11 protein-coding genes are annotated in these 13761 nt (G+C 66.6%); 9 read left to right on the top strand and 2 right to left on the bottom strand.

Annotated elements, in window-relative coordinates:
- Positions 1–32: 32 nt before the first annotated feature.
- Genes D5084_RS14355 through D5084_RS14345 form a run of 3 tightly spaced genes read left to right on the top strand, consistent with a single transcriptional unit; the run spans position 33 to position 4641 of the window.
- The gene (locus D5084_RS14355) at positions 33–923 is read left to right on the top strand and encodes a glycosyltransferase family protein (protein WP_128516185.1); all 891 of its coding nucleotides are present in this window, start codon (positions 33–35) and stop codon (positions 921–923) included.
- On the top strand, positions 923–2332 hold the full coding sequence (locus D5084_RS14350) for a hypothetical protein (RefSeq protein ID WP_128516184.1): 1410 nt from the start codon (positions 923–925) through the stop codon (positions 2330–2332). The genes D5084_RS14355 and D5084_RS14350 overlap by 1 nt, the downstream gene beginning before the upstream one ends.
- On the top strand, positions 2332–4641 hold the full coding sequence (locus tag D5084_RS14345; RefSeq protein WP_128516183.1) for a sulfatase-like hydrolase/transferase: 2310 nt from the start codon (positions 2332–2334) through the stop codon (positions 4639–4641). The genes D5084_RS14350 and D5084_RS14345 overlap by 1 nt, the downstream gene beginning before the upstream one ends.
- Before the next feature lie 11 nt (positions 4642–4652).
- Here the strand turns inward: D5084_RS14345 and D5084_RS14340 are convergent, their stop codons facing one another.
- Positions 4653–5678, bottom strand: coding sequence for a TerC family protein (locus D5084_RS14340; RefSeq protein WP_128516182.1), 1026 nt, complete (start codon positions 5676–5678; stop codon positions 4653–4655).
- Between the two features lie 309 nt (positions 5679–5987).
- Here D5084_RS14340 and aroC point away from each other — a divergent pair, with 309 nt between their 5' ends.
- From aroC to D5084_RS14310, 6 genes are all read left to right on the top strand, one after another.
- Positions 5988–7088, top strand: coding sequence for a chorismate synthase (aroC, locus tag D5084_RS14335; RefSeq protein WP_128516181.1), 1101 nt, complete (start codon positions 5988–5990; stop codon positions 7086–7088).
- Positions 7089–7301: 213 nt separating this feature from the next.
- Positions 7302–7922 (top strand): 30S ribosomal protein S4, encoded by a 621-nt coding sequence (rpsD, locus tag D5084_RS14330; RefSeq protein ID WP_128516180.1) that lies wholly within the window; start codon positions 7302–7304, stop codon positions 7920–7922.
- Between the two features lie 99 nt (positions 7923–8021).
- Positions 8022–9440 carry a homospermidine synthase gene (locus tag D5084_RS14325; protein ID WP_128516179.1) on the top strand — a complete coding sequence of 473 codons (1419 nt, stop codon included), beginning with the start codon at positions 8022–8024 and terminating at the stop codon, positions 9438–9440.
- 303 nt (positions 9441–9743) lie between these two features.
- Positions 9744–10829, top strand: coding sequence for a histidinol-phosphate transaminase (gene hisC, locus D5084_RS14320; RefSeq protein WP_128516178.1), 1086 nt, complete (start codon positions 9744–9746; stop codon positions 10827–10829).
- Complete coding sequence (locus tag D5084_RS14315; RefSeq protein ID WP_128516177.1) at positions 10826–11746, top strand: prephenate/arogenate dehydrogenase family protein; 921 nt, start codon at positions 10826–10828, stop codon at positions 11744–11746. The genes hisC and D5084_RS14315 overlap by 4 nt, the downstream gene beginning before the upstream one ends.
- Complete coding sequence (locus D5084_RS14310) at positions 11743–12654, top strand: extensin-like domain-containing protein (protein ID WP_128516176.1); 912 nt, start codon at positions 11743–11745, stop codon at positions 12652–12654. Before D5084_RS14315 ends, D5084_RS14310 begins: the two co-directional genes overlap by 4 nt.
- On the opposite strand, the gene D5084_RS14305 is transcribed toward D5084_RS14310, so the two are convergent.
- Entirely contained in the window at positions 12655–13698 is a 1044-nt protein-coding gene (locus tag D5084_RS14305) for a DUF2125 domain-containing protein (RefSeq protein WP_128516175.1), read from the bottom strand.
- Between the last annotated feature and the right edge of the window lie 63 nt (positions 13699–13761).

Raw genomic sequence — 13761 nt, 5'->3', positions numbered from 1 at the left:
GCTATGCGGGGGCGGCAGGCAGGAACGGGTGAATGGATACGACACGCGGCCGGATGATGGCGATGACGATGGTGGGGGAGGATCACTTCTTCCTCTCGCGCTGGGTGGAGTATTACGGCCGCCAGCTGGGGCGCGAGAACTGCTTTGTGCTGTCCCACGGCGGCGACCCGGAACACAAGCGCATCGCCAAAGGCTGCAACGTCATCTACCTGCCCTTCGACGAGACGCGGAACTGCTTCAACCAGCGGCGCTGGCAGATGCTGTCGCGGCTGACCTCGGGGTTCACCAATTTCTACAACTGGGTGCTGGTGGGCGATGTGGACGAGATCGTCTGCGTCGATCCGGCGGTGTCGGACAGCCTGCCCGACTACATGGAAAGCCTTGTCGTCAAGGGCGGTCCCCGCGTGGTGACACCCTTCGCGATCGAGATGGTGCACAATCCGGTGCTGGAGCCCGAGCCGATCACCGAGGGGCGCAACATCCTGGAGGTGCGGCGGATCTTCCGGCTGAACGCGAATTACGCCAAGCCCTGCATCACCTGCGACAAGATCGATATTGCCCCCGGTGGGCATTTCGCCAACCACCCGAAGCTGCATCTTGACCCGCATCTCTACCTTTTCCACCTGCGCTTCATCGATCATGACATGACCAAGGCGCGGCTGGCCAGGCGGCGCGAGCAGCGGGTGATCCAGAGCGGGGCGCTGGGCGAGGTGGAGCGGGAAAAGACCGGCTGGGACACGGCCTGGGACACCTACAAGGCGCTGTCGAAGGAAAAGCCGCGGGCCGAGACGGTGGACTTCCCGGAGTTCCGCAAGGAAATGATCGAGGGATGGCGGGAGAAGAAGGTGGTCTATTTCGCCCCCGGCGGCGCGCGGCCGAAGGGGGTCTACCGGCTGCCCGAGCGGTTCAAGGTGCTGTTCTGATGGCTGAAAAGATCCCCCCCGAAGGCGTCATCATCCGGGCCGAGAATGGCGATGTGATCCGCTATGACGAGACCGGGCTGTTGCTGCGGCTGTCCGACAAGGTGATCGCCGACATCGCCGCGCGGCTGGAGCTGAAACCGCAGGCGCCGGCCGAGGCTTTGCCCCTGCCCGATCTGCCCGACGATCTGGACCTCTGGGCGCCCCGGCGCGAGGGGGACTGGGTGGTGTTTCAGGCGAACATGGTCGGGGCGGACGGGCCTCGGGGGTATCGGCGGCATGTCTCGGGCGGGGCGATCCTGGCCGAGGCACGGGGGCCCTTGCTGGCGATCCTGGGGATCGGCGGGGCGCGGGCTGGGCTGGGCTCGCCCGGTCCGGCGCGGTTCCGCTGGCATGTGCTGGCCCCGGCCGACGACATCGGTGCGGTGGGCATGGGCGGCGAGGGCGAGGCAGTGGCGACCGACGCGCTGGAGCCCTTGCGCGAGCTGACGGTCGAGGCGCTGATCGCCGACGAGATCCTGGCGCGGCGGCGGGCGGCGCATCAGTCGCTGCCGCTGGTCTTCGCGCGGGCCGAGACCGACATGTCGGCGACGGCGCATGACCTGGGCAGCGGCGCGGCGGTGGCGAACCTGGACCGGGCCTTTGCCAATCTGGTCGCGGCGGCGGGTCGGCTGGGCGTGGGGGCCCGGGTGCTGGCGGTGGTGCTGGACTATGCGCTGGAGGACCTGTCCGGCGATCCGGTGGCCTACCGCGACGGGATGATCGCGCTGATGGAGCGGATCACGCGCGGGATGGCGAAACAGGGTCTTGCGCGGCCGATCTTCCTGACGGCCTTCGATTGCGGGACGCAGAGCGTGACGCGCGGGCCGGCGCTGGAGGGGCAGTGGGAGCTGTCCTGGAACCACGGCGACCATCAGCTGGTCTTTGCCGCGCCGTCCTATGCGTTCCGGATGGATGACACGGGGCGGCTGACGGACGAGGGGCGGGCCGAGAAGGCCTTGCTGCTGGCCGAGGCTCTTCTGGCGGTGCAGGGCGGGGGCAAGTGGCGGTGCCCGGTGATCCAGCTGGCCGAGCGGAGCGGGGCGGACATCCGGTTGATCTGCGAGGCGCAGGACGCGCTGGTGATCGACGCGGACGATCCCTTCGGGGCGGGGCCGCTAGCCGGGTTCGCGCTGGAGGGGGTGACGAACGGGGCCACGATCACCTCGGTCGCGGTCGATCCGTCGGATGCAAAGGCCGTGGTGCTGACCTGTTCCAGGCGGCCCGAGGGCGAGGTCTTCGTCACCTATGCCCATGCGGCAGCGCCGGGGGACGGACCCTGGCCCGCGAACCGGGGGGCGCTGCGGGGCGATTTCGGGGATGGGGCCGTCCGGCGCTGGGCTTTGCCCGCGCGGTTGAGGCTGACGGGCTGATGGCGTTCACGGCAGAGACGATCCGGGACGACAACATCTGTGTCATCTGGGTCGATGACATGATCGACGTCTTCACCTGGCGAGAGACCTTCGGGTTGCGCATCCAGACGCCGAACCTGGACCGGCTGCTGAATGCCGGGGTGCGGTTCGGCAATGCCTATGCGACGATCCCGCTCTGCGCCCCCTGCCGCGCGGAACTGGCCACCGGCCTGTCGCCCTTCCGCACCGGGCTGGTGGATCTGAACCGATTCTGGCGCCAAGTGCTGCCGCCGCAGAAGGCCTGGGCCTACGACCTGCGCCGGGCGGGGTTCTACACCTTCACCACCGGCAAGGTGGATGCGACCTACAAGCCGATGCCGGAACGTTACCGGCGGGTGCTGTTCCACGAGGATGTCCCGGCCTTCGACAGCGGCGGGCGGACGAAGGTGAAGCATTACCTCGACCGGGGGCCGGGGATCGCGGGGATCAATCATCCCGACGATGACGGGTCGCAGGACCATCTGTTCTACGATTTCACCGTGGCGCAGAATGCGATCGACTTTCTGGGCCGGGCCGACCCTGGACGCAGGCATCTGATCCAGCTGGGCTTCAAGCATCCGCATTACAATCTGGAATGTCCGGACCGCTTTTACCAGCTCTACGATCCCGCCGCGATCCGCTGGCCCGACATCGCCGCTCCCGAGGATTACTACGGCCCGCCCCCCGGTTTCGCGGTCTACGAGGCCGCCTATATCGCCAACGGCAACTGGACGCCCGAGAAGGGCGGGGATGACGGCTGGCGGCAGGTCGTCCGCGCCTATTTCGCGGCGATCAGCCATGTGGATCACGAGATCGGGCGGTTCCTGCGGGCGCTGGAGGCGTCGCCGCTGGGCGACCGGACGACGGTGGTTTTCCTGTCGGACAACGGCTTCAACCTCGGGAACCACGACAGTTTCCACAAGATGAGCCAGTGGGATTCGGCGGCGCATGTGCCTTTGGGGATATGGTCACCGCGGATGGAGGGAGGCCGGGTCGTGGACCTGCCGGTCAGCCTGCACAACTTCCCCAAGACGATCATGCAGCTGGCCGGGCTGCCGCCGCGCCCGGACTGGGTGTCGGGGCAAAGCCTGTTGCCGCTGATCGACCCGAGTTTCGGCAGTTTCGACACCACGAAATCGCCGATCACCTCGGTCTTTGGGACCCTTTCGGTGCGGCCCTCGATCGAGGGGTTCAGCCAGTATCGCTATTTCCGCTATCCGAACGGCGAAGAGCATGTCTACGACGTGGTCGCCGATCCGGGCGAGACGGAGAACCTTGTGGCGACGGCCCCGATGGATGTGCTGCGGGGCGAGTTGGTGAAGGGCGCTCTGGAACTGGGCCTTGACCTGCGCGGGTTCGAGAATCCGGCCGACGGGGTCAACGCGATGATGGCGGTCGATGGGTCCGTGGTGCTGGAGGGCCGGCGCGGCAACGACAACTACTGGGCCTATGGCGCCGAGGCCGAGAAGATCCACGAGACCAGGGACGGCGGCAACGATACGCTTTGGTATCTGGGCGGGCCGGATGGATACATCCTGCACTGTCCGATGAACGTCGAAAACATTCGCATCGCCACGGTGCTGGCCCGGCATGAGGATGCGGAGGCGGCGAAGAAATCGCCCCGCGTGCTGCGGATCGTGGCGCATCCCGACAGCCCGATCACTTTCGAGACGACAGAGCGGGTGATGGTCGATGTCCGCGGCTCGCGCGGGAACGACGTGATGATCGGGCCGAAGTATGGTGGCGCGACGTTCTACGGCGGCGAGGGGGACGATACGCTGCGGGCGATTTCGGTCAGCGAAAGCTCGCGCCACTACTTCTACGGCGGGGCGGGGAATGACCGGCTGATCGGTGGCGGCGGGCGCGACGTGCTGGATGGCGGCACGGGCGACGACACGATCATCGGCATCGCGGCGCGGAACCGGATCTACGGCGGGCATGGCAATGACGAGATCATCGATGGCGATGGGTCGTCGGTGGTGCATACCGGGCCGGGGCGGAACAAGGTGCGGCTGGGGGGAGGCAATGACACGGTCCATGCGGGGACCGGGATCAACCTGATCGACCCGGGTCCGGGGGCGGTGGTGTTCGTGCTGGCCTATGGCGGGGTGACGCATGTCAGCCAGTGGCGGGCGGAACAGGTCTATGATCTGAGCGCCTGGCCGAAGCCGCCCCGGATTGTGCGCCGCGCCGATGGGGCGGTGGACGTGACGCTGGGCCTTTCGGTCCTGCGGATCGCCGGAGTGCCCGGCGACCATGATGTTTCCTCGCAGATCCGGCAGGGGACCTGAGCGCCTCCCGGTCATTCGGCGGTGCGGACGGCCTTGTTCTTGACGACTTCGTCGCCGTCCCGCGTCTTCCACAGCGAGTAGAAGATGCCGGCCGCGATGATGGTGACGGTGATGCCCAGCGACAGGTAGGGGTCCGGCTTGCCGAGGAAATAGCTGTAGAAGCCCTTCATCCCGATGAAGACCAGCACCACGGCCAGCGAGTATTTCAGGTAGTGGAAGCGGTGCACCAGGGCTGACAGCGCGAAATACAGCGCGCGCAGGCCGAGGATGGCCATGATGTTCGCGGTATAGACGATGAAGGTGTCGGTGGTGATGAGGAAGATCGCCGGGACCGAATCCACCGCGAAGATCAGGTCGGCGAAGTTGATGACGATCAGTGCGACGAGGAGCGGCGTGGCATGGATCACCGTCCTGTTCTTCACCGGATGCGGCAGGCGGACAAAGAACTTGTGGCCGTGCAGGTCAGGCGTGACGTGCATGTATTTCGACACCAGCCGGACCACGGGGTTCTTCGACACGTCCATCTCGGTTTCGGAGACCAGCAGCATCTTGATGCCGGTGAAGGCGAGGAAGGCGGCGAAGACCAGCGAGACCCATTTGTAGGACGCGATCAGCTCGGTCCCGATGGCGATCATCAGGCCGCGCAGCACGATCACACCGATGATGCCCCAGATCAGCGCGCGGTACTGATACTTTGGCGGGATGGCGAAATAGCCGAAGATCAGCGAGATGACGAAGACATTGTCGATCGAGAGGACCTTCTCGATGATGTAGCCCTGGAAATAGGCGGTGACCGGGTTCGAGCCGTCGCTCGTCACCAGCACTCCGGTTGACCAGGACCACCAGATGTAGCCGCCGAACAGGATCGCGATGAAGATGTAGAAGGCGGTGAGCCTCAGGCTTTCGGCGACGCCGAGTTCGTGGTCGTCCTTGTGCAGGACGCCAAGGTCGAACACCATCAGCGCGATCACGATGCCCAGGAAGACAAGCCACATCCAGATGGGCTTGCCCAGAAACAGCAGAAACAGGAAGTCCATCCCGTCGTCCCTCGTTCATGAGTGCGTCGAGAGGTCAGCCTGCATCGGGGCGAAGGGTGCCGGGCATGACATCGAGCACGTTTTCTCGATGCGGTCCGACATCACGAGCGCCAGATCCGTTTGGCGTCGTCAGAGGGGCCCGGCCCGCTGGCAGCAAGTGGGGCCTGATGTCGCGGTTTCAACCCCCGAGGTGGCAGAAAGGTCACGGATGCGTGTTCGCGGCAGGCTTTGGCGGCGGTTTTCCGCTGCGCGAGGGCTTGTGGCAGGGCGGGCGCGGCCTGTATGCCGACCTGAAGCGAGGATACGCCCATGAGCCTGAACACATTCGGACATCTCTTCCGTGTCACCACCTGGGGCGAAAGCCATGGGCCCGCCATCGGCTGCACGGTGGATGGGTGCCCCCCCGGGGTGGCCCTGTCGGAAGCCGACATCCAGCCCTGGCTGGACCGCCGGAAGCCGGGGCAGACCAAGTTCACCACCCAGCGGAAAGAGCCGGACGAGGTGCGCATCCTGTCGGGGGTGTTCGAAGGCAGGACAACGGGCACGCCGATCCAGCTGATGATCGAGAACACGGATCAGCGGTCGAAGGACTATGGCGAGATTGCCCAGTCGTTCCGGCCGGGTCATGCCGATATCACCTATCACCAGAAGTACGGCATCCGGGATTATCGCGGCGGCGGGCGGTCCAGTGCGCGCGAGACGGCGTCGCGGGTGGCCGCGGGTGGGGTGGCGCGGGCGGTGCTGGCGGCGCTGGTGCCGGGGCTGAGGATCACCGGCTACATGGTGCAGATGGGCACGAAGGGGATCGACCGGGCGCGGTTCGATGCCGGAGAGATCGAGCGCAATCCGTTCTGGGTACCCGATCCGGTGGCCGCCGTGGAATGGGCGGACTATCTGGACGGGCTGCGGCTGGCGCACAACTCGGTCGGCGCGGTGATCGAGGTGGTGGCGGAGGGGGTGCCTCCGGGCCTCGGCGCGCCGCTGTATGGCAAGCTGGACAGCGATCTGGCGGCGGCGATGATGTCGATCAACGCGGTCAAGGGCGTGGAGATCGGCGAGGGCATGGCGGCGGCGGCGCTGACGGGTGTGGAGAACGCCGACGAGATCCGCATGGGGCCGGACGGGCCGGAGTTCCTGTCGAACCATGCCGGGGGCATCCTCGGCGGCATCTCGACCGGGCAGCCGGTGGTGTGCCGGTTCGCGGTGAAGCCTACCTCCTCGATCCTGACGCCGCGCCGGACGATCACCGCAGCCGGGCAGGAGACCGACCTTGTGACCAAGGGCCGCCACGACCCCTGCGTCGGCATCCGCGCCGTGCCGGTGGGCGAGGCGATGATGGCCTGCGTGATCCTGGACCATCTGCTTATGGACCGCGCCCAGACCGGCGGGGTCCGCGGCAGGATCGGCTGAAGCGGGCCTGTTGACTCCCCCGCTTTCCCCTGTATAAGCCCGCCAGTCCCGGGCCGGTCCCGGGGCTTTTCATTGGTGTTGGTGGCCCCCGCAAGGGGATGCCTGTCAGGCCGAAAGGTCAAAGGACAACGCCCTTCGTAACACTCTGAGGCCCGAAAAGTGGGAACCGCTTTTCGGACAAGCCGAAAGAGCCACAATTGAAGGAGATCAGCGGTGACGAAACGCACCTCTGCCAAGTACAAGATCGACCGCCGGATGGGCGAAAACATCTGGGGCCGTCCGAAATCCCCGATCAACAAGCGCGAGTACGGCCCCGGCCAGCACGGCCAGCGCCGCAAGAACAAGCTGTCGGACTTCGGCACTCAGCTGCGCGCCAAGCAGAAGCTGAAGGGCTATTACGGCGACCTGACCGAAAAGCAGTTCCGCAAGATCTATGCCGAGGCCGAGCGGGTGCGCGGCGACACCGGCGAAATGCTGATCGGCCTCTTGGAGCGGCGTCTGGATGCGGTGGTCTATCGTGCCAAGTTCGTCCCGACCATCTTCGCGGCGCGTCAGTTCGTGAACCACGGCCATGTGCTGGTGAACGGCAAGCGGGTGAACATCGCGTCCTACCGGGTGTCGGAGGGCGACGTGATCGAAGTGCGCCAGAAGTCGAAGCAGATGGCGGCCATCGCCGAGGCCATCGCGCTGACCGAACGCGACGTGCCGGACTATCTGGAAGTGGACAACAGCAAGCTGACGGCGAAGTTCGTGCGCACCCCCGGCCTGGGCGACGTGCCCTATCCGGTGCAGATGGAGCCGAACCTGGTCGTCGAATACTACGCGAAGAACTGATCCCTGCGGGGATCGTGACCCGAGGCCGCGCCACCCGGCGCGGCCTTTTCCGTTCCGGCGCCTTTCGCGCCCTTCTGTAACCGGGGGGACCCAAGGACCATGACCACCACGACTGTTCACGCCCATATCGACGGCGCTCTGGTGATGATCGGCTTCGGCTCGATCGGGCGCGGCACGCTGCCGCTGATCGAACGCCACATCGGCTTTGACCGCAGCCGGTTCACCGTGATCGAGCCTTCGGGCGACTTCGCCCATATCCTGCGCGACCACGGCATCCGCCATCTTCAGGTCGCGCTGACGCCCGACAACTACGCCGACGTGCTGCGCAGCTTGTTCCCGGAGGGCCGGGGCATGATCGTGAACCTGTCGGTCGATGTCGATTCGATCGAAGTGATGAAGCTGGCTCAGGAGATGGGGGTCCAGTACATCGACACGGTGGTGGAGCCCTGGCCGGGGTTCTACTTCGGCTCGACCCTGCCGAATGCCGAGCGCACGAACTATCCCTTGCGCGAAAAGGTGCGGGAGCTGGGCAAGGCCTATGTCGGCGGGCCGACGGCGGTGTCCTGCTGCGGGGCGAACCCGGGGATGGTGTCCTGGCTCTTGAAGGAGGCTCTGCTGCGACTGGCGGCGGATACCGGGGTCGCCGCCGCTCCGAAATCGCGCGAGGACTGGGCGCGGCTGATGCAGCGCCTGGGCGTGAAGGGCATCCATGTGGCCGAGCGCGATACCCAGGTCGCGGCCCGGCCGAAGCCGCTGGGGGTCTTCGTGAACACCTGGTCGGTGGACGGGCTTCTGTCCGAAGGCTATCAGCCCGCCGAGCTGGGCTGGGGCACGCATGAGAAGAAGCTGCCGCCGAACGGGCACGCCTTCGACCACGGGCCGGGCTATGCGATCTGGATCGACCGGCCGGGCGCGGACACGCGGGTGCGGAGCTGGTGCCCGGATGTCGGGCCGCAGTTCGGCTATGTCATCACCCACAACGAGGCGCTGTCGATTCCGGATTACTACACCGTCTGGGAGGGGCGCAAAGCGGTCTACCGCCCGACCTGCCATTACGCCTACCACCCCTGCAACGACGCGATCCTTTCGCTGCACGAGATCAACGGAGCGGGAAAGCTGGCCGAGGCGCAGCACATCCTGACAGCGGACGAGATCACCAGCGGCGGCGACGATCTTGGCGTGCTGCTTTACGGCCACGCCAAGGGCGCGATGTGGTATGGCTCGCGGCTTTCCTGCGAGGAGGCGCGCCGGCTCGCGCCCTATCAGAACGCGACCGGGATGCAGGTGACCAGTGCGGTGCTGGCGGCCATGGTCTGGGCGGCCGAGAACCCGAAGGCGGGCTTCGTCGAGGCCGACGAGATGGACCATGTCCGCTGCCTCGAGGTCCAGCGTCCCTACCTGGGGTCCATCGAGTGCCACTATACGGACTGGACGCCCTTGCAAAACCGGATCAACCGCTTTGCCGAGGACCGGGACGAGGACGACCCCTGGCAGTTCACCAACTTCCTCGCGGTCTGACCGGCCCCTCAATCGGAGCGCTGGCGCGCAAGTCTCTTGTCTCGTCGTCGGGCTTCGCCTCCTCCTCGGCTGCTGGGGGCGCTGCCCCCAATCCCCCGGAGTATTTGCGAAAAGGGCAAGTGCAATTGCTCTTTTCTCCAAATACTCCCGCCGGAGGCACGTCCGAGGAGGAGGCGCAGGCCGACGACGAGACAAAAGACTTGCGGCGCATGCCGCTCCGCTTGTCGACGTCGGGTTCGGGTGGAAGCCTCTGGCCTTGAGGCGCTTAGCCGGGTAAACGGGGCGGCAATCGCGGGGGCCAGGATGAACGACCAGATCAAGCCGCAGCCAGGCATTCTTGACATCGCCCTTTACGAGGGCGGCAAGGCGCATGTGGCGGGCGTGGCAAATGTGGTGAAGCTGTCGTCGAACGAGAACCCCTTCGGCGCCTCGGACAAGGCGAAAGAGGCGTTTGGCCGCACGGTTCACACATTGCACCGCTATCCGGTGACCGACCACGCCGACCTGCGCGCGGCCATTGCCGACGTGCACGGGCTGGATGCTTCCCGCATCATCTGCGGTGCCGGGTCGGACGAGATCATCACCTTCCTCTGCCAGGCCTATGCCGGCCCGCGCGACGAGGTCGTGTTCACCGAGCACGGCTTTCTGATGTACCGCATTTCGACCATGGCGGTGGGCGCGACCCCGGTCGAGGTGCCGGAGCGTGAACGGACGGCGGATGTCGACGCGATCCTGGCTGCCTGCAACCGGCGGACGAGGCTGGTCTTCCTTGCCAACCCGAACAATCCCACCGGCACGATGATCTCGGGCGCCGAGATCGCGCGGTTGGCCGAGAACCTGCCGCCGCAGGCGCTGCTGGTGCTGGACGGGGCCTATGCGGAATATGTCGAAGGCTATGACGGCGGCGCTTCGCTGGTCGATGCGCGCGACAATGTGGTGATGACGCGGACGTTCTCGAAGATCTACGGGTTGGGCGGGTTGCGGATCGGCTGGGGCTACGGGCCGCGCCATGTCATCGACGTGCTGAACCGCATCCGGGGGCCGTTCAACCTGTCGACGACCCAGCTTGAGACGGCCGAGGCTGCCGTTCGGGATCAGGCCTTCGTCGCCCATTGCCGCAGCGAAAATTCGCGTATGCGCAGCTGGCTGGCCAATGCCCTGGCCGAGATCGGGGTGCCGTCCGACACCTCGATGGCCAATTTCATCCTGGCGCGCTTTGCCAGCCAGGAAGAGGCCGAGGCCTGCGATGCCTTCCTGCAGAACCAGGGCCTGATCGTGCGGCGCGTCGCGGGCTACAAGCTGCCGCATTGTCTGCGGATCACCATCGGCGATGAATCCTCCTGCCGTCAGGTCGCCCATGCGGTGGCGCAGTTCAAGGGGGTCAAATGATCTACCGGCGCGTCGCCCTGATCGGCCTGGGACTGATCGCCTCGTCCATGGCCCATGCCATGCGGGCGGGCGGGCTGGCGGGCGAGATCGTCGGCTACGCCAGATCGCCCGAGACGCGGGCGGTGGCGAAGGATCTGTTCTGCGACCGCGTCACCGAGACAGCGGCCGAGGCGGTCAGGGACGCCGACCTCGTGGTGCTTGCGGTTCCCGTCGGCGCGATGGGCGAGATTGCCGCCGAGATCGGGCCGCATCTGAAGCCGGGGGCGACGGTGACGGACGTCGGCTCGGTCAAGCGGGCGGTGGTCGAGGCAGTGGCGCCGCATCTGCCCGCAGGCGTCCATTTCATTCCCGGCCACCCGCTGGCGGGGACGGAGTATTCCGGGCCGCGGTCGGGCTTTGCGACGCTGTTCCAGAACCGCTGGTGGCTTCTCACGCCCGGGCCGGAGGCCGACCCCCAGGCGGTGGCGCAGTTGCGCACTCTTCTGGAAGCCATGGGGGCGAATGTCGAAGAGATGGATGTCGAGCACCACGACCTGGTGCTGGCCGTGGTCAGCCATGTGCCCCATGCCATCGCCTACACGATGGTGGGCGTGGCCGACCATATGCGGCGCGTCTCGCAATCCGAGGTCATCAAGTATTCCGCCTCGGGGTTCCGCGACTTTACCCGGATCGCGGCCTCGGACCCGGTGATGTGGCGCGATGTGTTCCTGACCAACAAGGACGCGGTGCTGGACATCCTTGGCCGCTTTGCCGAAGAGCTGTTCGTGCTGCAACGCGCGATCCGTATGGGCGACGGCGACCATCTGCACGCCTATTTCACCCGGACGCGGGCGATCCGGCGGGGGATCATCGAGGCCGGCCAGGACACTGCCGCGCCGGATTTCGGTCGCGCCGCGCCGCCCGGAACGCAAGGGTGACACCGGTGCGCGGGCTGGTTCTGGCGCTTGGCCTCTGCCTTGCGCAGGGGGCTTTCGCGCAGGAGATCGACCGCTCTCCCCGCCCCCCCGTCAACCCGCGCCTTGTCGGGGCGGTCCTGCTTGCCCAGCCGACGGGGGACCTGCAATCGCAGGCCGAGGCATTGGCGCCGTCAGCCGTCGTGTCGGCCGGTGCCGATGCCGGTCCGCCGGATGCGGTGGCGCGCTCCTTGCGCCCGATGCCAAGACCCGAGGCCCTGACGACGCGGCTGGCCGGGCTGAAAGCGGCCTCGAATGCGCCGGGGCTCGACCTGTCGGGGCGCGAGCCCGACAACGAGGTCGATCTGGCCGCCATCCCGCCACCGACCCGCAAGGAAGAACGCAAGAAGCGACGCGAGAAGGCGTCGATGGCGGGGTCGGTCTGCGGCGTGTCCGCCATCAAGGGAGAGCCGATCGCGCGCATCAGCTCCAAGGTGTCGGGCTGCGGCGTGGAAGACCCGGTGCGGGTGACTTCGGTGGCGGGCGTCAGGCTCAGCCAGGCGGCGACGGTGGACTGTTCGATTGCCAAGGCGCTGAATTCCTGGGTGGACGAGGTCGCGCAACCGGCCTTTGACGGCAGGCTGGTCGAGTTGCAGGTCGCCGCGCATTACATCTGCCGCAGCCGCAACAATGTGAAGGGCGCCAGGATCAGCGAGCATGGCAAGGGCCGGGCCATCGACATCTCGGCCTTCATCCTGTCCAACGGCAAGGTGCTGACCGTGGCGCAGGATTACAACAGGCTCTTGCGGCGCATCTACAAGGCCGGCTGCGGCTATTTCAGGACCACGCTGGGCCCCGGCTCGGACGGCTATCACGAGGACCACTTCCATTTCGACACCTCGGCCCGTTCGGGCGGAGCCTACTGCCGCTGATCAGCCCGACGGCGGGATCATCAGCGGCGCTGGGCCAAGCGGGAAGGGGCCAAAGCTCATCCGACCCTCGGCCAGCGTCAGTTTCAGCGTCAGCACCGACAGGTCGTCCGTCTGTGCCGCAAGGGCCTGCATGCCGCGCGCGATGGTCGGGGCCATTTCGGGCTTGACCACTCCGGCCGCGACCAGAAGCGCGGGCAGGCGGTTCCAGTTGGTGACCTCGACGGTGATCTCGCCTGCCGCAAAACCCTGATCGTCGGCCTGGATCAGGCCCTTGGCAGTCGCTGAAAGCTGCCCCCAGGTGACGACGAACTTGCTGACGTCGACCCCGGTCAAAAGCGGCCGCTTTTCGCCCGAATGGCGGTCGAGCGGTGCGGTGAAGGTCAGGAAGACGGCAGCGCGCAGGCTGTCGATCACCTCGGGCAGGTCGGACGCAGGCAGGTCGGGGACAGTCACGGCCTTGACGGCGGCCATGAAGTCCGGGTCCGGCGTGATTGCCGCCAGATCGGCCGAAAACAGGTAGGTGTTCGGCGCATCGCCGGCGCCGGTCACCTCTTCGTCGGCGCTGAACGAGACCACGCTGCGGCCTGCGCCGACAGTCCAGCCCGCCGAGGACAGCGCCGCAATGCGGTCGGTCTCGAACACGATGGCGGCCAATGGCAGATCGGTCGAGGGCCGGGAGCGGAAGCTGGCGCGCAGCCCTTCCGACGTCAGGGTCACGGCCTGATCCGGCAGAGCCAGCTTCTGCTCGGGCGCCAGCGCCGCGATCACATGCCAGGGCTTCCAGGTCATCGCGAAGATTTGCAGGAACGGCGCCTCGATGCCCGCACCTGTTGCCGGGTCCATCAGGCGCAGCCCTTCGACCGTCACATCGAAGCGGTTCGGGAAACCGGCGACAGTCAGGCCCGACTTCTCGGCCACCAGCCCCTGTGCGGTGGCATCGGTGAAGCCGTCCTCGATCCCCTGCCGGATCGCGCGCGAGCCGACGACCCAGTAGCCCGACCATAGCCCGCTGCCCAGAAGGAGGAGGAACAGCAACTTGCGCATCGCCCGGCCCTTTTCATTGCCTACGGCCCGGTGTTTACAGGGCGAAACGCTACAGGGCCAGCC

The organism is Tabrizicola thermarum (genome assembly GCF_003574395.1).
GTDB classification, from domain to species: domain Bacteria; phylum Pseudomonadota; class Alphaproteobacteria; order Rhodobacterales; family Rhodobacteraceae; genus Tabrizicola; species Tabrizicola thermarum.
Note: the sequence above shows the minus strand (reverse complement) of the source record. Positions and strands in the feature narration are given on the sequence as shown.